Source organism: Pseudomonas sp. Pse1, assembly GCF_024519635.1.
Taxonomy (GTDB): Bacteria; Pseudomonadota; Gammaproteobacteria; order Pseudomonadales; family Pseudomonadaceae; genus Aquipseudomonas.
Genome location: NZ_JALJRO010000012.1, coordinates 106907 through 128671 on the forward strand (window position 1 = coordinate 106907; position 21765 = coordinate 128671).

The following is a 21765-nucleotide window of genomic DNA, read 5'->3' on the forward strand; positions in this document are numbered from 1 at the left end:
TATCATGCGCGGCTTGTGAAAAACGCGATGTTGGTTTCCTTGTCATGACCCTTCCGTCCGATCTGCCCCCTGAACTCGCCCATCGCGGCGTGCGCCCGGCCGATCGCCTCGGTTTTACCTTGTTTCTCGCGGCGCTGATTCACCTGGCGCTGATCCTCGGCCTGGGCTTTACCTTTGCCGAACCCAAACAGATCAGCAAAACCCTGGAAATCACCCTCGCCACCTTCAAGAGCGAAACCAAGCCGAAAAAGGCCGATTTTCTCGCCCAGGAAAACCAGCAAGGCAGCGGCACCCTGGATAAAAAGGCAGTGCCCAAGACCACCGAAATTGCGCCGTTCCAGGACAATGAGGTGAAAAAAGTCACGCCACCGCCCGCAGCCCAACCGCCAGTGCCGCAAGCTGCGCCGAAAGCGGCAGTGACCACCGTCGCCCCGGCACCGAAAAAGGCCGTGACCAGGAAGGAAGAAACCAAGGCGCCACCTACGCCGAAGGCCGCGACGCCGACTTTCGATAGCTCGCAGCTGTCCAGCGACATCGCCAGCCTCGAAGCCGAGCTGGCCAAGGAACAGCAGCTGTACGCCAAGCGCCCGCGCATCCACCGCCTGAGTGCCGCTTCGACCATGCGTGACAAGGGCGCCTGGTACAAGGATGAGTGGCGCAAGAAGGTCGAGCGGATCGGCAACCTGAACTACCCGGACGAAGCACGCCGCAAGCAGATCTACGGTAACTTGCGCCTGATGGTCTCGATCAATCGCGATGGCTCGCTGTATGAAGTGCTGGTGCTGGAGTCTTCCGGCCAGCCATTACTCGACCAGGCCGCCCAGCGCATCGTGCGCCTGGCTGCGCCCTTTGCACCTTTTACCGGTGACCTGTCGGATATCGACCGCCTGGAAATCATCCGCACCTGGAAATTTGCCCGGGGCGATCGACTGTCCAGTAATTGACATCGGGTTCCCTACCCCCTGTAGGAGCTGGCTTGTCGAATCGTCGCACCGCAGCTTAGGGGCCATCAGCCCCCATCCATCTAGCGCCTGGCAAAACGCATTCGCGGGCAAGCCCGCTCCTACAGTTCAGGGTGCAAGCCGCAAACAAGTGCTCGCTCCTACAGGCGAATCGGATCATTCTCAGCGCATCCCCAGCTTGTCAGTTTGTCCCTCCACCGCCACACTAGCGCACATGAAAAACGTCATCCCCAGCTACCTCAAGCATCACTTCCTGATTGCCATGCCCCACATGGCCGACCCGAACTTTGCGCACACCTTGACCTATATCGTCGAGCACACGGCCAATGGTGCCATGGGGCTGGTGGTCAACCGCCCGCAGGACCTGAGTCTGGCGGATATTCTCGAGCAATTGCGCCCAGACATCGAACCACCTGCCCTGTGCCAGCACGTGCCGATCTTCATCGGCGGGCCGGTGCAAAACGATCGTGGTTTTGTCCTGCATCCCTCGGGCCAGACCTTCCAGGCGACCGTCGATCTGGAAAGCGACCTGTCGCTGTCCACGTCCCAGGATGTGCTTTTTGCCATCGCCGACGGCGTCGGCCCGGCAAAAAGCCTGATCGCCCTCGGCTACGCCGGCTGGGAAGCCGGGCAACTGGAGGCTGAACTGACCGACAATGCCTGGCTGACCTGCCCCTACAACACCGATATCCTGTTCAACACCAGCAGCGAACTGCGCCTGGAGGCGGCGGCTCGGCACCTGGGCATCAACCTTAGCCTGCTGACCAGCCAGGCGGGACACGCCTGATGGCCATGCGTCTGATCCTGGGTTTCGATTACGGCACCAAACAGATCGGCGTCGCCGTAGGCCAGGTGATCACCGGCCAGGCTCGCGAGCTGTGCACCTTGAAGGCGCAGAACGGGGTTCCCGACTGGAATCAGGTCGAAGCCCTGATCAAGGAATGGAAACCCGACGCCGTTGTGGTCGGCCTGCCATTGAACATGGACGGCACGCCGAGCGAGATGTGCGCTCGGGCCGAGAAATTCGCCCGCCGCCTTAATGGTCGTTTCAACCTGCCGTTCTATACCCATGACGAGCGCCTGACCACGTTCGAGGCCAAGGGCGAACGGCTGCAGCGCGGCGGTCAAAAAGGCAGTTACCGCGATAACCCGGTGGACGCCATTGCCGCCGCACTGCTACTGCAGGGCTGGCTCGACGAAAATCATCATTTGTTTGAATCCTGAAAAGCGCCGCGGCGCTTTTCTTTTAGCTTAAACCCAGGCATCCCTCCTGCTGCGTCGGGAGGGCCGCCGGGGTAAATCGAAGGAGCAACCATGAGCCTGCCCAATCCCGCCGATCTGATCAGCCAGATGGCGATCCGCCTCAAGGCGCACCTGGCCCAGCGTGATATCAGCGAACCCCGCTATATCGGCATCCGCACCGGTGGCGTCTGGGTCGCTCAAGCCCTGCTCGATGAGCTGGGCAGTGATGCGCCACTCGGCACCCTGGACGTGTCCTTCTACCGCGATGATTTCAGCCAGAATGGCCTGCACCCGCAAGTTCGCCCTTCGGCCCTGCCGTTCGAGATCGAAGGTCAGCACCTGGTGCTGATCGACGACGTGCTGATGAGCGGTCGAACCATCCGTGCCGCGATGAACGAACTCTTCGACTATGGCCGCCCGGCCAGCGTGACCCTGGTCTGCCTGCTTGACCTCGACGCTGGCGAACTGCCGATCCGCCCCAACGTGGTGGGCGCGACCCTGGCCCTGGCCGCACATGAGCGGGTCAAGCTGTCCGGCCCTGAACTCAAGCTCGAACTGCAAGACCTCGCCCTTTAATCCGCCCTATTGAGAGTCCCCTTCGCGATGACGCCTCCAGATACCAAGCGCCCGCTGCAGCTCAATGATCAGGGCCAGCTGCGCCACTTCCTCTCCCTCGACGGCCTGCGCCGCGAGTTGCTGACGGAAATCCTCGACACTGCCGACTCGTTCCTCGAAGTCGGTGCCCGGGCCGTTAAAAAAGTCCCGTTGCTGCGCGGCAAGACCGTGTGCAATGTGTTCTTCGAGAACTCGACCCGCACCCGCACCACCTTTGAACTGGCGGCCCAGCGGCTGTCGGCGGACGTGATCACCCTCAACGTCTCGACGTCGTCGGCGAGCAAGGGCGAAACCCTGCTCGATACCCTGCGCAACCTTGAAGCCATGGCCGCCGACATGTTCGTCGTGCGCCACGGCGACTCCGGCGCCGCGCACTTCATCGCCGAGCATGTCTGCCCGCAGGTGGCGATTATCAACGGCGGCGACGGCCGTCACGCGCACCCGACCCAGGGCATGCTCGACATGCTGACCATCCGCCGCCACAAAGGCAGCTTCGAGAACCTCTCGGTGGCCATCGTCGGCGATATCCTGCATTCACGGGTAGCACGCTCGAACATGCTCGCGCTGAAAACCCTCGGCTGCCCGGACATCCGCGTCATCGCGCCGAAAACCCTGCTGCCGATCGGCATCGAGCAATACGGCGTGAAGGTCTACACCGACATGACCGAAGGCCTGAAAGACGTCGACGTGGTGATCATGCTGCGCCTGCAGCGTGAACGCATGACCGGTGGCCTGCTGCCGAGCGAAGGCGAGTTCTACCGCCTGTTCGGCCTGACCACCGCGCGCCTCGCGGGTGCCAAGCCGGATGCCATCGTCATGCACCCGGGACCAATCAACCGGGGCGTGGAGATCGAATCGGCAGTGGCCGACGGTCCGCATTCGGTGATTCTCAATCAGGTGACCTACGGGATCGCCATTCGTATGGCTGTGCTGTCCATGGCCATGAGTGGGCAGACCGCCCAGCGCCAATTCGAGCAGGAGAACGCGCAGTGAAGCTCAGCATCCTCGGCGCCCGCGTCATCGATCCAAGCAGTGGCCTGGATCAAACCACCGACCTCCACATCGAAGCCTGCAAGATCGTCGCCCTGGGCGCCGCACCGACCGGTTTCGTCGCCACCCAGACCATCGAGGCCCAGGGCCTGGTGGTCGCCCCCGGCCTAGTCGACCTCAACGTCGCCCTGCGTGAGCCGGGCTACAGCCGCAAAGGCAGTATCGCCAGCGAAACCCGTGCCGCCGCCGCTGGCGGTGTCACCAGCCTGTGCTGCCCGCCGCGCACCAAACCGGTACTGGACACCTCAGCCGTTGCCGAACTGATTCTCGACCGTGCCCGCGAAGCCGGCAATGCCAAGGTGTTCCCGATTGGTGCCCTGAGCAAAGGCCTGGAAGGCGAACAACTGGCCGAACTGGTTGCGCTGCGCGATGCCGGCTGCGTGGCCTTCGGCAATGGCCTGGAGAGCTTCCGCAACAGCCGCACCCTGTGCCGGGCACTGGACTACGCGGCGACCTTCGACCTGACGGTGATCTTCAACTCCCAGGATCACGACCTGGCCGAAGGTGGCCTGGCCCACGAAGGCCCGACCGCCAGCTTCCTCGGCTTGCCGGGGATTCCGGAAACTGCGGAAACCGTGGCCCTGGCCCGGGATCTGCTGCTGGTCGAACAAACCGGCGTGCGTGCACACTTCAGCCAACTGACCAGCGCCCGTGGCGCCGCACTGATCGCCCAGGCCCAGGCCAAGGGCCTGAAGGTGACCGCCGATGTCGCGCTGTATCAGTTGATTCTCACCGACGAGGCGCTGATCGACTTCAGCAGCCTGTACCACGTGCAGCCGCCGCTGCGCACCCGCGCCGACCGCGAAGGCCTGCGCGCTGCGGTGAAATCCGGGGTGATCCAGGCGATCTCCAGCCATCACCAGCCCCACGAGCGTGACGCCAAGCTGGCACCGTTCGGCGCCACCGAACCGGGCATCAGCAGCGTTGAACTGCTGCTGCCGCTGGCGATGACCCTGGTGGAAGACGGCCTGCTCGATCTGCCGACCCTGCTTGCACGCCTCGGCGCTGGTCCTGCTGACGCCCTGCGCCTGCCAGCGGGCAAACTGGCAGTGGGCGCCCCGGCCGACCTGGTGGTGTTCGACCCGAATGCCTCAACCGTGGTCGGTGAGAACTGGCTGTCGAAGGGTGAAAACTGCCCATTCCTCGGCCACAGCCTGCCGGGCGTGGTGCGCTACACCCTGGTGGATGGGCGGATCAGTCACCAGGCGTAAAGCTGTTACCTGCAGGAGCTGGCTTGCCGCAAGCGGGAGCCAGCTCCTACAAATGAACCTGACTGCCATTTACTGAAAGGCACCCCGTTTCTGCGCATTACGCACCGAAACCTGGTCATTCAATGTCCAGAAGTCATACAGCACACCCAGGAAGAACAGCCCGCCGGTCACCAGGTACAGCAAGCCGCTGATCCATTTGCCCTGGTACATCCGGTGCAGGCCGAACACTCCGAGGAATGTCAGCAGAATCCAGGCCACGTTGTATTCAATTGGCCCAGCGGTAAAACGCAGGTCCGCCTCCCGGTCCATGGCCGGGATCAGGAACAGGTCGATCAACCAGCCAATGCCCAGCAAGCCGAAGGTAAAAAACCAGATCGTCCCGGTCACCGGTTTGCCGTAATAGAAGCGGTGGGCACCGGTAAATCCGAAAATCCACAGCAGGTAGCCAATCACCTTGCTGTGAGTGTCCTGGGGTGAAACATCCTGCCGATAGGTGTTCATGGGTTCCCTCATTTGCCTCGATAGATAAATATTTTTGTGACTTGTGTGACTTTTTTGTGTCGTGCCGACAAGTGGTTCAATCGTCCGACACTTCCCGCAAAGCCCCGTACCGCCTGACTTCTGTCTGACAATCGAGCCAATTTGCCGCAGCCCGAGGGCTTTTTCATCCTTGCCGGAATCGACCAACGGCCCCGAAAAGGACAAAAAAGCTGTTATAAAGTTGCGCGCTTCCCCATATAGAGCCCTGCCTAATGCGTCCATTTTTCAAGACATGGCTAACCATTTGCCTTTTATTGCCACTGGCCGCCCACGCCACCAATCGTGAGCAACGTCTTCCGAACGTTAATGGTTACACCCCTAAATCTCATGTTTCTGCCGCTACCAGCAAAAACAAACATGCCGTAAAAACCCCGGTACTGAGCAAGAACAACAGCTCGCTGGTACCACCGATGGCCGCCAAGCAGAGCAGCGAAGTCCTGAGCCGTGCGGTGAATGTGCTCGGCACCCCTTATCGTTGGGGTGGCAGCAGCCCAAGTAAAGGCTTTGATTGCAGCGGCCTGGTGAAATACGCCTTCAACGACGTTGCCGCCGTTGATCTGCCGCGCACCTCCAACGCCATGGCCGCGGGCCACGGCGTGAAAGTCGATCGCAAGGACCTCAAGCCCGGCGACCTGATTTTCTTCAACATCAAGAGCCGCCGGGTGAATCACGTTGCCATCTACCTGGGTAACGACCGTTTCATCCACGCCCCACGGCGTGGCAAGTCGGTGACCATCGACACCCTGAAAAAGCCGTACTGGGAAAAAAACTACGTCGTCGCCAAGCGTGTCCTGCCGAAAGAACCGAACACCATGCGCATCGTTCAGCGCTGAGCTGACACCGCCGTACCGAGGGAGCCTGCTCCCTCGCGCTCCTTCAGAATCCCTCCATCGAACGCGCGTGTTCGCGCGCATGCTCACGGCTGATCAAGCCTTTGCCGAGCAACGACTTCAGGCTCATGTCCAGAGTCTGCATGCCCAGCGCCCCGCCGGTCTGGATCGACGAATATATCTGCGCCACCTTGTCCTCGCGAATCAAATTACGGATCGCCGGCGTGCCCAGCATGATCTCGTGCGTCGCGACCCGACCGCCGCCGACCTTTTTCACCAGCACCTGGGATACCACCGCCTGCAATGACTCGGCGAGCATTGAGCGGGCCATGGCTTTCTCATCGCCGGGGAAGACGTCCACGATCCGGTCAACGGTTTTCGCTGCCGACCCCGTATGCAAGGTGGCAAATACCAGATGCCCGGTCTCGGCCGCAGTCATTGCCAGGCGAATGCTCTCCAGGTCACGCAACTCCCCCACCAGAATCACATCCGGGTCTTCACGCAGGGCCGAGCGCAGCGCCGTGGCGAAGCTGTGGGTGTCGCGCTGCACTTCACGCTGATTGATCAGGCATTTGCGCGGCTCGTGGATAAACTCGATGGGGTCCTCAATGGTCAGGATGTGCTGGTGCCGGTGACTGTTGAGGTGATCGACCATCGCCGCCAGGGTCGTCGACTTGCCGCAACCGGTCGGCCCGGTCACCAGCACCAAGCCCCGCGAAGTCTCGGCAATACGCCGAAACACATCCGCCAGACCCAAGTCCGCCAGGCTCGGCACTTTGCTGGCGACGGTGCGAAATACCGCACCTGGCCCACGATGCTGTTGGAAGGCATTGACCCGAAAACGGGCAATACCTGCTGTCTCGAAGGAAAAATCCAGTTCCAGGGCCTGGGCGAACTGCGTCCGCTGCTGATCGTTCATGACGCGGTGGATAAACGCATTGACCTGGCTGGCGTCCTGCGCCGGAAGGTTGATCCGTCGCACGTCACCGTCGACCCGGATCATCGGTGGCAAGCCGGTGGACAGGTGCAAGTCCGAAGCGCCTTGTTTGACGCTGAAGGCCAGTAGCTCAGTGATATCCATCGCACCCCTCAATTCCAGTAGAATGCCGCGAACCTCAGACTGCCGGCGTCCCTTGAATGTCCACGATAGCAGACAACATCTCACAGGTAGCCGCGCGCATCCGTGCGGCCGAACAGGCCAGCCAGCGCGCCGCAGACAGTGTCCAACTGCTCGCCGTGAGCAAGACCAAACCAGCCGAGGCCGTGCGTGAAGCCTTTGCTGCCGGGGTTCGGGATTTCGGCGAGAACTACCTGCAGGAAGCCCTCGGCAAGCAGCTCGAGTTGACCGATCTGCCCTTGAGTTGGCACTTCATCGGCCCCATTCAATCGAACAAGACGCGTGCTATCGCCGAGCACTTCGCTTGGGTGCACTCCGTGGATCGCTTGAAAATCGCTCAGCGCCTGTCCGAACAACGCCCTGCCGATCTGCCGCCGCTGAACATCTGCATCCAGGTCAACGTCAGTGGCGAGGCCAGCAAGTCCGGCTGCACCCCCGCCGACCTGCCGGCCCTGGCCAGCGCCATCAACGCCCTGCCGCGCCTGGTGTTGCGCGGCTTGATGGCGATCCCCGAGCCCACCGACGATCGCGCCGAACAGGACGCTGCGTTTGCCGCCGTGCGCGAGCTGAACCAGAGCCTGCAGGCCAGCCTCAAGCTGCCGCTCGACACACTGTCCATGGGCATGAGCCACGACCTCGAGTCGGCCATTGCCCAGGGCGCGACCTGGGTACGTATCGGTACGGCCCTGTTCGGTGCCCGCAACTACCCCTAAATACATGGCCAGCCATCAACCCTGGCTGATATCTACTTAATAAGGACCTGACATGAGCAAGACGCGTATTGCCTTTATCGGTGCCGGGAACATGGCTGCCAGCCTGATCGGCGGCCTGCGGGCCAAGGGCCTTGAAGCCGCGCAGATCCGCGCCAGTGACCCAGGCGCCGAGACCCGTGCACGAGTCAGCGCCGAGCACGGCATTGAAGTGTTCGCCGATAACGCCGACGCCATCCAGGGCGCCGATGTGGTGGTCCTGGCGGTCAAGCCGCAGGCGATGAAAGTGGTCTGCGAGGCGATTCGCCCGCACCTGCAGCCGGGCCAATTGGTGGTTTCGATTGCCGCTGGCATCACCTGCGCCAGCATGAACAACTGGCTGGGCGCGCAACCCATCGTGCGCTGCATGCCCAACACCCCGGCACTGCTGCGTCAGGGTGTGAGCGGCCTGTACGCCACCGCCCAGGTCAGCGCCGAGCAACGCCAGCAGGCCGAGGAACTGCTGTCAGCTGTGGGCATCGCCCTTTGGCTCGACGAAGAACAGCAACTGGATGCCGTCACCGCCGTTTCCGGCAGTGGTCCGGCGTACTTCTTCCTGCTGATCGAAGCCATGACCGCAGCCGGAGAAAAGCTCGGCCTGCCGCGTGAAACCGCAGCGCAACTGACCCTGCAAACTGCCCTCGGTGCGGCACACATGGCCGTTGCCAGCGACGTCGACGCCGCCGAACTGCGCCGCCGTGTCACCTCGCCTGCCGGCACTACTGAAGCGGCGATCAAGTCCTTCCAGGCCGACGGCTTCGAAGCCCTGGTGGAAAAAGCACTGGGTGCCGCCGCACACCGCTCGGCCGAGATGGCTGAGCAATTGGGTCAATAAAGGAGCCATACATGATTGGATTGAACACTGCAGCGGTCTATGTGCTGCAAACCCTTGGCAGCCTCTACCTGCTGATCGTCCTGCTGCGCTTCGTCCTGCAACTGGTGCGGGCGAATTTCTACAACCCGCTGTGCCAATTCGCGGTCAAGGCCACCCAGCCGCTGCTCAAGCCACTGCGCCGGGTCATCCCGAGCCTATTCGGCCTCGACCTGTCGTCGCTGGTACTGGCGATCCTGGTGCAGTTGGCGTTGATGGCCCTGACCCTGCTGCTGACCTACGGCACTACCGGTAACCCGCTGCAACTGCTGATCTGGTCGATCATCGGAGTCACGGCGCTGTTCCTGAACATCTTCTTCTACGCCCTGATCATCAGCGTGATCCTGTCGTGGGTCGCACCGGGCAGCCACAACCCGGGCGCGGAATTGGTCAATCAGATCTGCGAGCCAGCCCTGGCGCCGTTCCGCAAGATCCTGCCGAACCTCGGCGGCCTGGATATTTCGCCGATCCTGGCGTTCATGGTGCTGAAGTTGATCGACATGCTGGTGATCAACAACCTTGCGGCGATGACCATGATGCCGGAGATCCTGCGTCTGTTGATCTGATAGACCGCGTCTGCCCTCTCGCGAGCAGGCTCGCTCCTACAGGTATATATCGTACTTGTAGGAGCGAGCCTGCTCGCGAAGGCGGCACCCCCAATCCAACTGCACAAAATCCCCTCCGCCCTTCGCTTGCCGCTAGCCACAGCGGTCTTTAGACTTACGCCTCATTTCAACGAGAGCAGGGTCGATGCCAACTGCCTTTCCCGCCGATTCTGTTGGTCTGGTGACGCCCCAAGTGGCGCACTTCAGCGAGCCCCTGGCCCTTGCCTGCGGCCGCTCCCTGTCAGCCTATGACCTGATCTACGAAACCTACGGCACGCTGAACGCCACGGCGAGCAACGCCGTGCTGATCTGCCACGCCCTGTCCGGTCACCACCACGCGGCCGGTTACCACAGCCCCGACGATCGCAAACCGGGTTGGTGGGACAGCTGCATCGGCCCCGGCAAGCCGATCGATACCAATCGCTTCTTCGTGGTCAGCCTGAACAACCTCGGCGGCTGCAATGGTTCGACCGGCCCCATCAGCATCAACCCGGAGACCGGCAAGCCGTTTGGCGCCGAGTTCCCGGTATTGACCGTCGAAGACTGGGTCCACAGTCAGGCGCGCCTGGCCGAGCGCCTCGGCATCCAGCAGTGGGCCGCGGTGATCGGTGGCAGCCTTGGCGGCATGCAGGCCATGCAATGGAGCATCACCTACCCGGATCGCATCCGCCATTGTCTGGCCATTGCCTCGGCTCCCAAGCTGTCGGCGCAGAACATCGCCTTCAACGAAGTGGCACGCCAGGCGATCCTGACCGATCCGGAGTTCCATGGCGGCTCGTTCCAGGAGGCTGGGGTCATTCCCAAGCGTGGCCTGATGCTGGCGCGCATGGTCGGACACATCACTTACCTGTCGGACGATTCGATGGGTGAGAAATTCGGCCGTGGCCTCAAGAGCGAAAAGCTCAACTACGACTTCCACAGCGTCGAGTTCCAGGTCGAGAGCTACCTGCGTTATCAGGGCGAGGAGTTCTCCGGGCGTTTCGACGCCAACACTTACCTGCTGATGACCAAGGCACTGGATTACTTCGATCCAGCGGCGAACTTCGACGATAACCTGGCGAAAACCTTTGCCGGCGCCAAGGCCAAGTTCTGCGTGATGTCGTTCACCACTGACTGGCGCTTCTCCCCGGCGCGTTCGCGCGAGCTGGTGGACGCGCTTATGGCGGCTCAAAAAGACGTGTGCTACCTCGAGATCGACGCTCCGCAAGGCCACGACGCCTTCCTGATTCCGATCCCGCGCTACCTGCAGGCGTTCAGCAATTACATGAAGCGGATTACGGTGTGAGAAAGCCATGAGAGCTGATCTGGAAATCATCCAGGAATGGATCCCCGCCGGCAGCCGCGTGCTCGACCTCGGTTGCGGCGATGGCGAGCTGCTGACCTGGCTGCGCGACCACAAGCAAGTCACCGGCTACGGCCTGGAGAATGACCCGGACAACATCGCCGAGTGCGTGGCCAAGGGCATCAACGTCATCGAGCAGGACCTGGACAAGGGCCTGGGCAACTTTGCCAGCAACAGCTTCGACATCGTGGTCATGACCCAGGCCCTGCAGGCCGTGCATTACCCTGACAAGATCCTCGACGAAATGCTGCGGGTCGGGCGCCAGTGCATCATCACCTTCCCCAACTTCGGTCACTGGCGCTGCCGCTGGTACTTGGCCAGCAAGGGCCGGATGCCGGTGTCGGAGTTCCTGCCCTACACCTGGTACAACACGCCGAACATTCACTTCTGCACCTTCGAGGATTTCGAAGCGCTATGCAGCGAACGGCAAGCCAAGGTCATCGATAGACTTGCTGTCGATCAACAACACCGCCACGGGTGGGCCAGCAAGCTATGGCCTAATCTATTAGGTGAGATTGGCATCTACCGGGTCAGCAGTCCTGGCCTTCAGGATCACCAGGTAGCGGTTTAACCCTGTTATTCGAGGAGAACGATCATGAGTCGTCTTGCGCTGTTTGTCTTAACGGCCTGCCTGAGCATCGGTGCCATGGCCGCCGATGTGATCAAGGGCGAACGCCAGGAAACCTTCGGCGACGTCACGGTGCACTACAACACCTTTAATTCGACGTACATCCAGCCGGATATTGCCAAGGCGGCCGAGCTGATCCGAAGCAAGAACCAGGGCGTGATCAACGTCTCGGTGCTCAAGGCCGGCAAGCCACAGGTCGCCAATGTCAGCGGCAGCGTCAAGGACCTGACCAGCAAAAGCGTACCGCTGAACTTCAAGCAGATCACTGAGCAAGGGGCGATCTACTACATTGCCCAATATCCGGTTGAACAGCAGGAGACCCGCACCTTCGAGATCAAGGTGCAGACCGGTGACGCGATCAACACCATCAATTTCAACCAAGAGCTCTTTCCCGGCGAATGATCAATTTCCCGCAACTCGTATTGGCCAGCCATAACGCCGGCAAACTCAAGGAACTCCAGGCCATGCTCGGCGACTCGGTGCAACTGCGCTCGATCGGCGAGTTCAGCCAGGTCGAGCCTGAAGAAACCGGCCTGTCGTTCGTCGAGAACGCCATCCTCAAGGCGCGCAATGCCGCGCGCATCTCCGGTTTGCCGGCGTTAGCCGACGACTCGGGTCTGGCGGTGGACTTCCTTGGCGGCGCCCCGGGCATCTACTCGGCACGTTATGCCGATGGCCAGGGCGATGCGGCGAACAACGCCAAGCTGCTCGACGTGCTCAAGGACGTCCCGGAGGCCGAGCGTGGCGCCCAGTTCGTCTGCGTGCTGGCACTGGTACGACACGCTGACGACCCGCTGCCGATTCTCTGCGAAGGCCTGTGGCACGGCCGCATGCTGACCCAGGCCAGCGGCGAGCACGGCTTTGGCTACGATCCGCTGTTCTGGGTACCGGAGCGTAACTGCTCGAGCGCCGAACTGAGTCCGGCCGACAAGAACCAGATCAGCCACCGCGCCCGCGCAATGGTTCTGCTGCGCCAGCGTCTGGGCCTGAAATGACCCACGACTCTCCCGCGTCGTCGCTGATTTTCGGTGGCGCCGCACCTTCGTCCCGGGGCTCGTTGCCATCGCTGCCGCCCCTGGCGCTGTACATCCACATCCCGTGGTGCGTACGCAAATGCCCGTATTGCGACTTCAACTCCCACACCGCCAGTCCAGAGCTGCCGGAGGAGGAGTATGTCGACGCCCTGCTTGCTGACCTCGACCAGGACCTGCACGCGGTGTACGGCCGGGAGCTAAGCTCGATCTTCTTCGGCGGTGGCACCCCCAGCCTGTTCAGCGCCCCCGCACTGGGTCGCCTGCTCAAGGGCGTGGAACAGCGCATCCCGTTCGCCAGCGACATCGAAATCACCCTGGAAGCCAATCCGGGCACTTTCGAGCAAGAGAAGTTCGTCGCTTACCGCGCCTTGGGAATCAATCGTTTGTCGATCGGCATCCAGAGCTTCCAGCAGGAAAAGCTCAAGGCCCTGGGACGCATCCACAATGGCGACGAGGCCATCCGCGCCGCCGGTATGGCGCGCCAGGCCGGGTTCGACAACTTCAATCTGGACCTGATGCACGGCCTGCCTGATCAGTCCCTGGAAGACGCCCTGGACGACCTGCGCCAAGCTATCGCGCTGAAGCCGACTCATTTGTCCTGGTATCAACTGACCCTGGAACCCAACACGGTGTTCTGGAACCAGCCGCCAATCCTGCCGGAAGACGACACACTCTGGGACATTCAGGAAGCCGGGCAAGCGCTGTTGGCCGAACACGGTTACGCCCAATACGAAGTCTCGGCCTACGCCCAGCCCGGCCGGGCAGCGCGGCATAACCTCAATTACTGGAGTTTTGGCGACTTTATCGGCATTGGCGCCGGCGCCCATGGCAAGCTCAGTCACCCGGACGGACGCATCCTGCGCACCTGGAAGACCCGCCTGCCCAAGGACTACCTGAACCCGGCGAAAAGCTTCAAGGCTGGCGAAAAGGCCCTGGGTGACGAGGAAATGCCGTTCGAGTTTTTGATGAACGCCCTGCGTCTGACGGACGGGGTCGAGGCCAGGCTGTACCCGGAGCGCACCGGCATGCCCCTGGACAGCCTTGCCGAAGGCCGTCGCGACGCCGAACAAAGTGGCTTGTTGCGGGTCGAACCATCACGTCTGGCGGCTACCGAGCGCGGACAGCTGTTCCTCAATGACCTGCTGCAGAATTTTCTGATCTGATCTCAGACCTAAGGGAAAACGAATGGATTTGGTACTCGACCTGCTCGCCACTGTCTCGCGCTGGAGTCGCAGCAACCTGTCGGAAATCTCTTTGGCGCTGGTGGGTTGTTTGCTGGTGCTGTTTGGCGCGGACTTTAAAGGCTGGATCGAACAGCGCTTGGGCAACATCGCCGGAGCCTTGCGCGTGCCGATGATGTCGTTGCTGTGCGTGATCGGCAGCGGCGCCGCCCTGCTCTACGCCACCCCGTGGATCGTCAAGGGCCTGAGCCAGTTCAACAACTACAGCCTGGCGCCGGTGTTGTTGGTGGTGCTGGTGTTGATTGGGGTGGTGGCGGATCGGCGGTGATCTCGACCATGCGCTAAATCAAATGTGGGAGCGAGCAGGCTCGCTCCCACAGTTTTTGCAGTGCTCAGCTTAAGACTGTTTTTCGAACTTCAAATCCCACACCCCATGCCCAAGCCGCTCACCACGGCGTTCGAACTTGGTGATCGGGCGTTCGGCCGGGCGCGGCACGCACTTGCCGTCTTCAGCCAGGTTGCGATAACCCGGGGCGACGTTCATGACTTCCAGCATGTACTCGGCGTACGGCTCCCAGTCGGTGGCCATGTGCAGCACACCGCCGACCTTCAACTTGCTGCGCACCAGCTCGGCGAACGAGGCCTGAACAATGCGGCGCTTGTGGTGGCGGCTCTTGTGCCACGGATCCGGGAAAAACAGCATCAGGCGATCCAGGCTGTTGTCGGCCACGCAACGATTGAGCACCTCGATCGCATCGCAATCGTAGACGCGCAGGTTGGTCAGGCCCTGGGTCAGCACGCCATTGAGCAGCGCACCGACACCCGGACGGTGCACTTCGACACCGATGAAGTCCTGCTCAGGCGCAGCCGCGGCCATTTCCAGCAACGAATGGCCCATGCCGAAACCGATTTCCAGCGAGCGTGGCGCCGAGCGGCCAAACACCTGGTCGAAGTCTACCGGCGCGTCGGCCAGTGGCAGGACGAACAGCGGGGTGCCCTGCTCCAGGCCCTTTTGCTGGCCTTCGGTCATGCGCCCGGCGCGCATCACGAAACTCTTGATGCGGCGGTGTTGGCGCTCTTCGCCTTCTTCCGTCTGGATAGGCGTGTCGTTCGATTCAGTCATCAATGGCTCTTACTTGATCAGACCATCCAGCGGCGAGGAGGCGCTGGCATAGAGTTTTTTCGGCATGCGTCCGGCCAGGTACGCCAGGCGACCGGCAACAATCGCGTGTTTCATGGCTTCGGCCATCATGATCGGTTGCTGTGCATGGGCGAGGGCCGAGTTCATCAGCACCGCGTCGCAGCCCAGTTCCATGGCGATGGTGGCATCGGAAGCCGTGCCCACACCCGCATCCACCAACACCGGGATCTTCGCCTCTTCAAGGATGATCTGCAGGTTGTACGGGTTGCAGATACCCAGGCCCGAGCCGATCAGGCCGGCCAGTGGCATGACCGCGATGCAGCCGATTTCCGCCAGTTGCCGGGCGATAATCGGATCGTCGCTGGTGTAGACCATCACGTCGAAGCCTTCCTTGACCAGGGTTTCGGCGGCCTTGAGGGTTTCGATCACGTTGGGGAACAGGGTTTTCTGGTCCGCCAGCACTTCCAGCTTCACCAGGTTATGGCCGTCGAGCAGCTCACGGGCCAGGCGGCAGGTGCGCACGGCCTCGATCGCGTCGTAGCAACCGGCGGTGTTCGGCAGGAAGGTGTAGCGATCCGGCGACAGCACTTCGAGCAAGTTCGGCTCGCCCTCGATCTGCCCGAGGTTGGTGCGGCGCACGGCGAAGGTGACGATCTCGGCACCCGAGGCTTCGATGGCCGAACGGGTTTCTTGCATGTCACGGTACTTGCCGGTACCTACCAGCAAACGCGACTGGTACGTACGACCGGCCAGGACGAAGGGCTTGTCGCTGCGAACGTTGCTCATCGGAAATCCTCTGTGGGGGTGAGGTTCTTGCACAATGCGTGTAGGGCGCGGCTGTCGCGATGGACGATCAGCCGCCGCCGATGGCGTGCACCACTTCTACCGAATCGCCTTCGGTGAGGGTGGTGTCTGCATGCTGGCTACGCGGGACGATGTCCAGATTGCGCTCGACCGCGACACGGCGTCCGGTCAGGTCCAGACGGACCAGTAGGCCCGCAACGGTCTCGCCGTCGGGCAGTTCAAGGGATTCGCCGTTCAACTGAATGCGCATGCCGAATGCCGCCATCATTTTTAGGGGCCAGCATTCTAGCCCGATCATGACCTAAAGGTCAGTAACAAGCGTCAGGCGGTCGCCTGCAGGCGCCAGGCGGCGAGTCCCAGGCACAGCCAGCCAATCAGGAAAGCCAGGCCACCGAACGGGGTGATGATGCCAAGCTTGCCGATGCCGGTGGTGGTCAGCAGGTACAGGCTGCCGGAGAACAGCAGGATACCGATGCTGAACGAAATACCGGCCCAGGCCACCAACCGACCCTGCATCTGAGTGGCCAGCAGCGCGACGCCAAACAATGCCAGCGCATGCACTAACTGATAGGTGACGCCGGTGTGGAAAATGGCCAGGTACTCAGGGGTCAGGCGGCTCTTCAAGCCATGGGCGGCGAAGGCTCCCAGGGCAACGCCGGTGAAACCGAAGAAAGCAGCCAGCATCAGAAAGCCACGCAGCATGAAGAACTCCAGTCAGACTCGATCAACAGGGTCTGTATAATGGCCCGCTCGACGGGTTCGGCCAAGCCATCTCTATGCTGCGTATATTTTTTCGACGTTTCACCAAGGCCCTGCTCTGGTTCGCGGCTGGCAGCGTGGTGTTGGTGCTGATTTTTCGCTTCGTCCCGCCACCGGGCACGACACTGATGGTCGAACGCAAGATCGAATCCTGGATCGACGGCGAGCCCATCGACCTGCAACGCGACTGGACGCCGTGGGAGGACATCTCCGATGACCTGAAAGTCGCGGTGATTGCCGGCGAAGATCAGAAATTCCCTGAGCATTGGGGCTTCGACATCGGCGCGATCCGCGCAGCCCTGGCCCATAACGAATTGGGCGGCTCGGTACGCGGCGCCAGCACCTTGAGTCAGCAGGTGTCGAAGAATCTGTTCCTGTGGTCCGGCCGCAGTTGGCTGCGCAAAGGCCTGGAAGCCTGGTTCACCGGGCTGATCGAGGTGCTCTGGCCGAAGCAGCGGATTCTCGAGGTGTATCTCAACAGCGTTGAGTGGGATGACGGCGTGTTCGGCGCCGAAGCCGCCGCCCGCCACCATTTCGGCGTCAGCGCGAAAAATCTCAGTCCCCAACAGGCCAGCCTGCTGGCGGCGGTACTGCCCAATCCACGGGTGTGGAGCGCCAGCCATCCGACCGCCTACGTGCAACGCCGTGCCGGCTGGATTCGCCAACAAATGCGCCAGTTGGGCGGAGATAGCTACCTGATTGGCCTGAATGACTCGCGTCGGGCGCCTTGGGCGGAATAAACCCCGTTCCCGCTTCCACAGGGTGGGAGAAGATCCACAAAAAAGCCCCGGCTCTTGCGAGTCGGGGCTTTTTTTGTTGCCGGCTTTCAGCTTACGCCGCAATCGACAGTTTCAGCTTGTTCATCGCGCTCTTCTCAAGCTGACGAATCCGCTCGGCCGAGACGTTGTACTTCTGCGCCAGGTCGTGCAGCGTGGCTTTTTCTTCTGCCAGCCAACGCTGGTAGAGGATGTCGCGGCTGCGCTCGTCCAGGACGTCCAGCGCCTCGTGCAGGTTGCTGGTGGAGTTGTCGCTCCAGTCAGCGTCTTCCAGCTGGCGGGCCGGGTCGTAGCGGTGATCTTCCAGGTAGTTGGCTGGAGACTGGAAGGCACTGTCGTCGTCCGCTTCGGCGGCCGGGTCAAAGGCCATGTCGTGGCCGGTCAGGCGGCTTTCCATCTCGCGGACTTCCCGCGGCTCTACGCCGAGGCTTTCAGCCACACGATGGACTTCTTCGTTGTTCAGCCACGCCAAGCGTTTTTTCTGGCTGCGCAGGTTGAAGAACAGCTTGCGCTGGGCCTTGGTGGTCGCGACTTTCACAATACGCCAGTTGCGCAGGATGAATTCGTGGATTTCCGCCTTGATCCAGTGCACGGCAAAAGACACCAGGCGCACACCCATTTCCGGATTGAAGCGTTTCACCGCTTTCATCAGGCCGACGTTGCCTTCCTGGATCAGGTCAGCCTGGGCCAGGCCGTAGCCACTGTAGCTACGGGCGATATGTACAACAAAACGCAGGTGGGCGAGCACCATCTGCCGAGCCGCCTCAAGATCCTGCTCATAGTAGAGACTCTCGGCCAGTTCACGCTCCTGCTCTGGCGTCAGCAGTGGAATGCTGTTCACCGTGTGCACATAGGCTTCCAGGTTTGCACCAGGAACCAGGGCATAAGCAGGTTGCAAAGAAGTGGTCATACGAAAAAACCTCCGACTCACATAACTCGTGCAGTTCAGCACTGCGAAAATTGACCGGAAACCGAAGAACAAGTTCCCCTACACGCTGAAAGGACATACAAGCAAAAAATACGATTTACTTCGGTGCAAGCTCTCTCAAATGGCGTGCCACCGCAATCCACGCACCGATATAACCCAACAACACCGCGCCTAGCAAGAGCGACAGACCATCGGCTACCGGCACGCCGGCCAGCGAGAAGTTACTGCCGTACAAGCCGGCAAGGCCGACCACCGCGTCATTCAGCCAGTTCAGGCCGAACGCCAGGACGCCCCAGGAAAAAATCCCCGCACCGAAGCCATAAAGCGCGCCCATATAGAGAAAGGGCCTACGCACATAGCTGTCTGTGCCGCCGACGAGTTTAATCACTTCTATCTCTGTGCGGCGGTTTTCAATATGAAGACGAATGGTATTGCCTATCACCAAAAGTAATGCAGAAACCAGCAACACCGTCAGACCGAAGACAAACCGGTCGCCCAGCTTGAGAATCGCCGCCAGTCGCTCGACCCAAACCAGGTCCAGTTGCGCCTGCTGCACCTTCGGCATCTCGGCAAGTCTTTGGCGCAAGGCCTCGAGGGTCGCCTTGTCGACTTCTTTCGGGGTCACCAGAACGACGCCCGGCAGCGGGTTTTCCGGCAACTCCTTGAGCGCCTCACCCAGGCCCGACTGCTGCTGGAACTCTTCCAGCGCCTGATCGCGGCTGATGTACTCGGCATCCGCCACCCCGGGCAGCGCCTTGATCTGTTCGCGCAGTTGCTCGCCTTCACCGGCGCTGGCATCCAGTTGCAGGTACAGGGAAATCTGCGCTGCACGCTGCCAGGAGCCGCCCAGGCGTTCGACGTTACTTAGCAGAAGTGACAGCCCCATCGGCAAGCTCAGGGCCACGGCCATGACCAGGCAGGTAAAGAAACTGCCGATCGGCTGCTTGCCAAGCCGGCGCAGGCTGTCGAGCAGGCTGGCGCGGTGGCTTTCGATCCAGGCCCGCAACAGGGTGCCGAAATCCGGACCATCATCTTCGTCGTGTTTTTTCTTCTGCGGTTGCGGATCGGCAGCCTTGGGGGCTACGCGCTCGGAAACCTTTGGACTGCGTGTCGCACTCATGCTCCGGCCTCCCCGTCGCCAATCAATCGGCCGCGCTGCAGGGTCAACATGCGATGGCGCATGCGCGCGATCAGCGCCAGGTCGTGACTGGCAATCAGCACGCTGGTACCCAAGCGGTTGATGTCTTCGAAAACCCCCATGATCTCTGCCGCCAAGCGCGGGTCGAGGTTACCGGTGGGCTCGTCCGCCAACAGCAGGGCCGGACGGTGGACGATGGCGCGGGCGATGCCCACACGCTGTTGCTGGCCGGTGGATAGGTCGCCGGGGTACAGGTCGCTCTTGTCCGACAGCGCGACCCGATCCAGGGCCGAATCCACGCGCTTGGCGATCTCGACCTTGGACAGGCCGAGGATCTGCAGCGGCAAGGCGACGTTGTTGAACACTGTGCGGTCAAACAGCAACTGGTGATTCTGGAACACCACCCCGATCTGCCGGCGCAGGAACGGGATCTGGGCGTTGCTGATGGTCGCCAGGTCCTGCCCGGCCAGGAGCAATTTGCCAGTGGTCGGACGCTCCATCGCCAGCAACAGACGCAGCAGGGTGCTTTTACCAGCACCGGAATGGCCGGTGACAAACAGGAACTCGCCGCGGCGGACTCGAAAGCTCAGCTCATGCAAGCCGACGTGACCATTCGGATAACGCTTGCCGACCTGTTCGAAACGAATCATGCACGCTCCCGCTCGGCAAACAATGCCTGGACAAAGGGTTCTGCTTCAAAGGTGCGCAAGTCATCGATGCCTTCACCGACACCGATGTAGCGAATCGGCAGGCCGAACTGCTTGGCCAGGGCAAAAATCACCCCACCCTTGGCGGTGCCGTCGAGCTTGGTCAGGGCCAGGCCGGTCAGCGCTACCGTCTGATTGAATTGCTTGGCCTGGTTGATCGCGTTCTGCCCGGTACCGGCATCGAGCACCAGCAACACTTCGTGCGGTGCTTCGGCATCGAGCTTGCCGATCACCCGGCGAACCTTCTTCAATTCTTCCATCAGGTTGTCTTTGGTGTGCAGGCGACCGGCGGTATCAGCGATCAGCACGTCGATATTCCGTGCCTTGGCCGCCTGCACGGCGTCGAAGATCACCGACGCCGAGTCGGCACCGGTGTGCTGGGCGATCACCGCAATGTTGTTCCGCTCGCCCCAGACCTGCAGTTGCTCGACAGCCGCCGCACGGAAGGTATCACCCGCCGCGAGCATGACTTTCTTGCCTTCGAGCTGCAGCTTCTTCGCCAGCTTGCCGATGGTGGTGGTCTTGCCAGCGCCGTTGACGCCTACCACCAGGATCACGAACGGCTTGTTCTGCGCGTTGATTTTCAACGGCTGCTCGACCGGTTTGAGCATCGCCGCCAATTCAGCCTGCAGGGATTTGTACAGGGCGTCGGCGTCAGCCAACTCCTTGCGGGCGACCTTCTGGGTCAGGCGCTGGATGATCACCGAAGTCGCTTCAACCCCGACGTCAGCAGTCAGCAGGCGGGTTTCGATGTCTTCGAGCAACTCGTCATCAATGATTTTCTTGCCCAGAAACAGGCTGGCCATGCCTCCGCCGATGCTGGCGCTGGTCTTCGACAGGCCTTGCTTGAGGCGGGCGAAGAAACCGGTCTTGGCTTCTTCGCTGCGCACCGGATCGGCGACTACCGGCTCGGCCACAACAGGTGCTGGAGCAACTGGCGCTGAAGCAACGGGGCCAGGTGCAACTGGTGCGGGAGCGGCGGCAGCCGACGTCGGCTGCGAAACAGCCGGTGGGGCGACGAAAGCGGCAATGACCGGCTGCGGCAGATCGGGCTCTTCGGTTTCCGCGACTTCAACTGCGGCGACCGGCTTTGGCTCGGCCACCAACAGTTCCACGGCTTGCTGGACCACTGTCGGCGCGGGAATCGGCGGCGTGATGTGCGGCGCCTGCTCATCTTCGACCAGGGCCACCGGTTCTTCAGGCACCGGCAGGGTCAACCACGGCTCGGGGCTTGGTGCAGGTACCGGCGCTGGCTCGACTGCAGGCTGCAGAACCGGCTCAGCGATGGGCAGCACCACCGGCGCAGTCGTCTCGACCACCGGCGCGGCTTCTACTAAAGGCTGCGGGGCTATCTCGGGTTCTGGTTGTGGCTGTTCGACGACGGCTTGCTGCGGTTTTTTACGCAGCCATCCGAACAGGCTTTTTTTCTCGCCAGCCGCAGCTGGGTTCTTCTTGTCGTCGTTGGAACCAAACATGGAGGACGGCTATCTCACAGTAGCGGCGCGCCAATGGCGCCCCGGCAATTGAATATTCGA

The 21765-nt window shown here is 61.6% G+C and carries 27 protein-coding genes; 17 read left to right on the top strand and 10 right to left on the bottom strand.

Annotated elements, in window-relative coordinates; genetic code table 11:
* Positions 1–44: 44 nt before the first annotated feature.
* From NR126_RS18420 to NR126_RS18445, 6 genes are all read left to right on the top strand, one after another.
* Complete coding sequence (locus NR126_RS18420) at positions 45–944, top strand: energy transducer TonB (RefSeq protein WP_027617016.1); 900 nt, start codon at positions 45–47, stop codon at positions 942–944.
* A gap of 232 nt (positions 945–1176) precedes the next feature.
* Entirely contained in the window at positions 1177–1749 is a 573-nt protein-coding gene (locus NR126_RS18425) for a YqgE/AlgH family protein (RefSeq protein WP_256830806.1), read from the top strand.
* Complete coding sequence (gene ruvX, locus NR126_RS18430; protein ID WP_027617014.1) at positions 1749–2186, top strand: Holliday junction resolvase RuvX; 438 nt, start codon at positions 1749–1751, stop codon at positions 2184–2186. The genes NR126_RS18425 and ruvX overlap by 1 nt, the downstream gene beginning before the upstream one ends.
* Before the next feature lie 90 nt (positions 2187–2276).
* Positions 2277–2780, top strand: a complete 504-nt coding sequence (pyrR, locus tag NR126_RS18435) for a bifunctional pyr operon transcriptional regulator/uracil phosphoribosyltransferase PyrR (protein ID WP_027617013.1) — start codon at positions 2277–2279, stop codon at positions 2778–2780.
* 27 nt (positions 2781–2807) lie between these two features.
* On the top strand, positions 2808–3812 hold the full coding sequence (locus NR126_RS18440; protein WP_027617012.1) for an aspartate carbamoyltransferase catalytic subunit: 1005 nt from the start codon (positions 2808–2810) through the stop codon (positions 3810–3812).
* The gene (locus tag NR126_RS18445) at positions 3809–5080 is read left to right on the top strand and encodes a dihydroorotase (protein ID WP_256830807.1); all 1272 of its coding nucleotides are present in this window, start codon (positions 3809–3811) and stop codon (positions 5078–5080) included. Before NR126_RS18440 ends, NR126_RS18445 begins: the two co-directional genes overlap by 4 nt.
* A 69-nt stretch (positions 5081–5149) precedes the next feature.
* Here the strand turns inward: NR126_RS18445 and NR126_RS18450 are convergent, their stop codons facing one another.
* Positions 5150–5581: a TM2 domain-containing protein gene (locus tag NR126_RS18450; RefSeq protein ID WP_027617010.1), complete on the bottom strand. Its 432-nt coding sequence runs from the start codon at positions 5579–5581 to the stop codon at positions 5150–5152.
* A gap of 251 nt (positions 5582–5832) precedes the next feature.
* Between NR126_RS18450 and NR126_RS18455 the strand changes: the two genes are divergently transcribed.
* Positions 5833–6453 carry a C40 family peptidase gene (locus tag NR126_RS18455; RefSeq protein WP_027617009.1) on the top strand — a complete coding sequence of 207 codons (621 nt, stop codon included), beginning with the start codon at positions 5833–5835 and terminating at the stop codon, positions 6451–6453.
* Between the two features lie 43 nt (positions 6454–6496).
* Here the strand turns inward: NR126_RS18455 and NR126_RS18460 are convergent, their stop codons facing one another.
* A complete protein-coding gene (locus tag NR126_RS18460; RefSeq protein ID WP_256830808.1) occupies positions 6497–7531 on the bottom strand; it encodes a type IV pilus twitching motility protein PilT in 1035 nt (344 codons plus the stop codon).
* Positions 7532–7587: 56 nt separating this feature from the next.
* Between NR126_RS18460 and NR126_RS18465 the strand changes: the two genes are divergently transcribed.
* The 9 genes from NR126_RS18465 to NR126_RS18505 all read left to right on the top strand — a co-directional run bounded on the left by NR126_RS18465 (position 7588) and on the right by NR126_RS18505 (position 14305).
* Positions 7588–8280, top strand: coding sequence for a YggS family pyridoxal phosphate-dependent enzyme (locus tag NR126_RS18465; RefSeq protein WP_256830809.1), 693 nt, complete (start codon positions 7588–7590; stop codon positions 8278–8280).
* 52 nt (positions 8281–8332) lie between these two features.
* Positions 8333–9151, top strand: coding sequence for a pyrroline-5-carboxylate reductase (gene proC, locus NR126_RS18470; RefSeq protein WP_027617006.1), 819 nt, complete (start codon positions 8333–8335; stop codon positions 9149–9151).
* Positions 9152–9162: 11 nt separating this feature from the next.
* Positions 9163–9753 carry a YggT family protein gene (locus NR126_RS18475; RefSeq protein ID WP_027617005.1) on the top strand — a complete coding sequence of 197 codons (591 nt, stop codon included), beginning with the start codon at positions 9163–9165 and terminating at the stop codon, positions 9751–9753.
* 184 nt (positions 9754–9937) lie between these two features.
* Positions 9938–11077 carry a homoserine O-acetyltransferase gene (locus NR126_RS18480; RefSeq protein WP_256830810.1) on the top strand — a complete coding sequence of 380 codons (1140 nt, stop codon included), beginning with the start codon at positions 9938–9940 and terminating at the stop codon, positions 11075–11077.
* Positions 11078–11084: 7 nt separating this feature from the next.
* Positions 11085–11705 (top strand): methionine biosynthesis protein MetW, encoded by a 621-nt coding sequence (gene metW / locus NR126_RS18485; RefSeq protein ID WP_027617003.1) that lies wholly within the window; start codon positions 11085–11087, stop codon positions 11703–11705.
* A 24-nt stretch (positions 11706–11729) separates the two neighbouring features.
* Positions 11730–12164 carry a DUF4426 domain-containing protein gene (locus NR126_RS18490; protein WP_105753702.1) on the top strand — a complete coding sequence of 145 codons (435 nt, stop codon included), beginning with the start codon at positions 11730–11732 and terminating at the stop codon, positions 12162–12164.
* Complete coding sequence (gene rdgB, locus NR126_RS18495) at positions 12161–12757, top strand: RdgB/HAM1 family non-canonical purine NTP pyrophosphatase (RefSeq protein ID WP_027617001.1); 597 nt, start codon at positions 12161–12163, stop codon at positions 12755–12757. Before NR126_RS18490 ends, rdgB begins: the two co-directional genes overlap by 4 nt.
* Positions 12754–13959 (top strand): radical SAM family heme chaperone HemW, encoded by a 1206-nt coding sequence (gene hemW, locus NR126_RS18500; RefSeq protein ID WP_256830811.1) that lies wholly within the window; start codon positions 12754–12756, stop codon positions 13957–13959. The genes rdgB and hemW overlap by 4 nt, the downstream gene beginning before the upstream one ends.
* Before the next feature lie 22 nt (positions 13960–13981).
* Positions 13982–14305 (top strand): DUF3392 domain-containing protein, encoded by a 324-nt coding sequence (locus tag NR126_RS18505; protein ID WP_027616999.1) that lies wholly within the window; start codon positions 13982–13984, stop codon positions 14303–14305.
* Positions 14306–14374: 69 nt separating this feature from the next.
* On the opposite strand, the gene trmB is transcribed toward NR126_RS18505, so the two are convergent.
* The 4 genes from trmB to NR126_RS18525 all read right to left on the bottom strand — a co-directional run bounded on the left by trmB (position 14375) and on the right by NR126_RS18525 (position 16624).
* Positions 14375–15100, bottom strand: a complete 726-nt coding sequence (trmB, locus tag NR126_RS18510; protein WP_027616998.1) for a tRNA (guanosine(46)-N7)-methyltransferase TrmB — start codon at positions 15098–15100, stop codon at positions 14375–14377.
* Between the two features lie 9 nt (positions 15101–15109).
* Positions 15110–15904, bottom strand: a complete 795-nt coding sequence (locus tag NR126_RS18515) for a thiazole synthase (RefSeq protein ID WP_027616997.1) — start codon at positions 15902–15904, stop codon at positions 15110–15112.
* A 67-nt stretch (positions 15905–15971) separates the two neighbouring features.
* Complete coding sequence (thiS, locus tag NR126_RS18520) at positions 15972–16172, bottom strand: sulfur carrier protein ThiS (RefSeq protein ID WP_051550480.1); 201 nt, start codon at positions 16170–16172, stop codon at positions 15972–15974.
* A 71-nt stretch (positions 16173–16243) separates the two neighbouring features.
* Entirely contained in the window at positions 16244–16624 is a 381-nt protein-coding gene (locus NR126_RS18525; protein WP_256830812.1) for a DUF423 domain-containing protein, read from the bottom strand.
* Positions 16625–16698: 74 nt separating this feature from the next.
* Here NR126_RS18525 and mtgA point away from each other — a divergent pair, with 74 nt between their 5' ends.
* Positions 16699–17421: a monofunctional biosynthetic peptidoglycan transglycosylase gene (mtgA, locus tag NR126_RS18530; protein WP_105753701.1), complete on the top strand. Its 723-nt coding sequence runs from the start codon at positions 16699–16701 to the stop codon at positions 17419–17421.
* Positions 17422–17512: 91 nt separating this feature from the next.
* On the opposite strand, the gene rpoH is transcribed toward mtgA, so the two are convergent.
* The 4 genes from rpoH to ftsY form a co-directional block, all read right to left on the bottom strand.
* A complete protein-coding gene (gene rpoH / locus NR126_RS18535; RefSeq protein WP_027616993.1) occupies positions 17513–18367 on the bottom strand; it encodes an RNA polymerase sigma factor RpoH in 855 nt (284 codons plus the stop codon).
* Between the two features lie 115 nt (positions 18368–18482).
* Complete coding sequence (gene ftsX / locus NR126_RS18540) at positions 18483–19505, bottom strand: permease-like cell division protein FtsX (RefSeq protein ID WP_027616992.1); 1023 nt, start codon at positions 19503–19505, stop codon at positions 18483–18485.
* Positions 19502–20173, bottom strand: a complete 672-nt coding sequence (gene ftsE / locus NR126_RS18545; RefSeq protein WP_027616991.1) for a cell division ATP-binding protein FtsE — start codon at positions 20171–20173, stop codon at positions 19502–19504. Before ftsE ends, ftsX begins: the two co-directional genes overlap by 4 nt.
* On the bottom strand, positions 20170–21705 hold the full coding sequence (ftsY, locus tag NR126_RS18550) for a signal recognition particle-docking protein FtsY (RefSeq protein WP_256830813.1): 1536 nt from the start codon (positions 21703–21705) through the stop codon (positions 20170–20172). The genes ftsE and ftsY overlap by 4 nt, the downstream gene beginning before the upstream one ends.
* Positions 21706–21765 lie beyond the last annotated feature (60 nt).

Coding starts and splice junctions, on each gene's coding strand:
- NR126_RS18420 (WP_027617016.1), top strand. CDS start 45: ATGACCCTTCCGTCCGATCTGCCCCCTGAACTCGCCCATCGCGGCGTG.
- NR126_RS18425 (WP_256830806.1), top strand. CDS start 1,177: ATGAAAAACGTCATCCCCAGCTACCTCAAGCATCACTTCCTGATTGCC.
- ruvX (WP_027617014.1), top strand. CDS start 1,749: ATGGCCATGCGTCTGATCCTGGGTTTCGATTACGGCACCAAACAGATC.
- pyrR (WP_027617013.1), top strand. CDS start 2,277: ATGAGCCTGCCCAATCCCGCCGATCTGATCAGCCAGATGGCGATCCGC.
- NR126_RS18440 (WP_027617012.1), top strand. CDS start 2,808: ATGACGCCTCCAGATACCAAGCGCCCGCTGCAGCTCAATGATCAGGGC.
- NR126_RS18450 (WP_027617010.1), bottom strand. CDS start 5,581: ATGAACACCTATCGGCAGGATGTTTCACCCCAGGACACTCACAGCAAG.
- NR126_RS18455 (WP_027617009.1), top strand. CDS start 5,833: ATGCGTCCATTTTTCAAGACATGGCTAACCATTTGCCTTTTATTGCCA.
- NR126_RS18460 (WP_256830808.1), bottom strand. CDS start 7,531: ATGGATATCACTGAGCTACTGGCCTTCAGCGTCAAACAAGGCGCTTCG.
- NR126_RS18465 (WP_256830809.1), top strand. CDS start 7,588: ATGTCCACGATAGCAGACAACATCTCACAGGTAGCCGCGCGCATCCGT.
- proC (WP_027617006.1), top strand. CDS start 8,333: ATGAGCAAGACGCGTATTGCCTTTATCGGTGCCGGGAACATGGCTGCC.
- NR126_RS18475 (WP_027617005.1), top strand. CDS start 9,163: ATGATTGGATTGAACACTGCAGCGGTCTATGTGCTGCAAACCCTTGGC.
- NR126_RS18480 (WP_256830810.1), top strand. CDS start 9,938: ATGCCAACTGCCTTTCCCGCCGATTCTGTTGGTCTGGTGACGCCCCAA.
- metW (WP_027617003.1), top strand. CDS start 11,085: ATGAGAGCTGATCTGGAAATCATCCAGGAATGGATCCCCGCCGGCAGC.
- NR126_RS18490 (WP_105753702.1), top strand. CDS start 11,730: ATGAGTCGTCTTGCGCTGTTTGTCTTAACGGCCTGCCTGAGCATCGGT.
- rdgB (WP_027617001.1), top strand. CDS start 12,161: ATGATCAATTTCCCGCAACTCGTATTGGCCAGCCATAACGCCGGCAAA.
- hemW (WP_256830811.1), top strand. CDS start 12,754: ATGACCCACGACTCTCCCGCGTCGTCGCTGATTTTCGGTGGCGCCGCA.
- NR126_RS18505 (WP_027616999.1), top strand. CDS start 13,982: ATGGATTTGGTACTCGACCTGCTCGCCACTGTCTCGCGCTGGAGTCGC.
- trmB (WP_027616998.1), bottom strand. CDS start 15,100: ATGACTGAATCGAACGACACGCCTATCCAGACGGAAGAAGGCGAAGAG.
- NR126_RS18515 (WP_027616997.1), bottom strand. CDS start 15,904: ATGAGCAACGTTCGCAGCGACAAGCCCTTCGTCCTGGCCGGTCGTACG.
- thiS (WP_051550480.1), bottom strand. CDS start 16,172: ATGCGCATTCAGTTGAACGGCGAATCCCTTGAACTGCCCGACGGCGAG.
- NR126_RS18525 (WP_256830812.1), bottom strand. CDS start 16,624: ATGCTGCGTGGCTTTCTGATGCTGGCTGCTTTCTTCGGTTTCACCGGC.
- mtgA (WP_105753701.1), top strand. CDS start 16,699: ATGCTGCGTATATTTTTTCGACGTTTCACCAAGGCCCTGCTCTGGTTC.
- rpoH (WP_027616993.1), bottom strand. CDS start 18,367: ATGACCACTTCTTTGCAACCTGCTTATGCCCTGGTTCCTGGTGCAAAC.
- ftsX (WP_027616992.1), bottom strand. CDS start 19,505: ATGAGTGCGACACGCAGTCCAAAGGTTTCCGAGCGCGTAGCCCCCAAG.
- ftsE (WP_027616991.1), bottom strand. CDS start 20,173: ATGATTCGTTTCGAACAGGTCGGCAAGCGTTATCCGAATGGTCACGTC.
- ftsY (WP_256830813.1), bottom strand. CDS start 21,705: ATGTTTGGTTCCAACGACGACAAGAAGAACCCAGCTGCGGCTGGCGAG.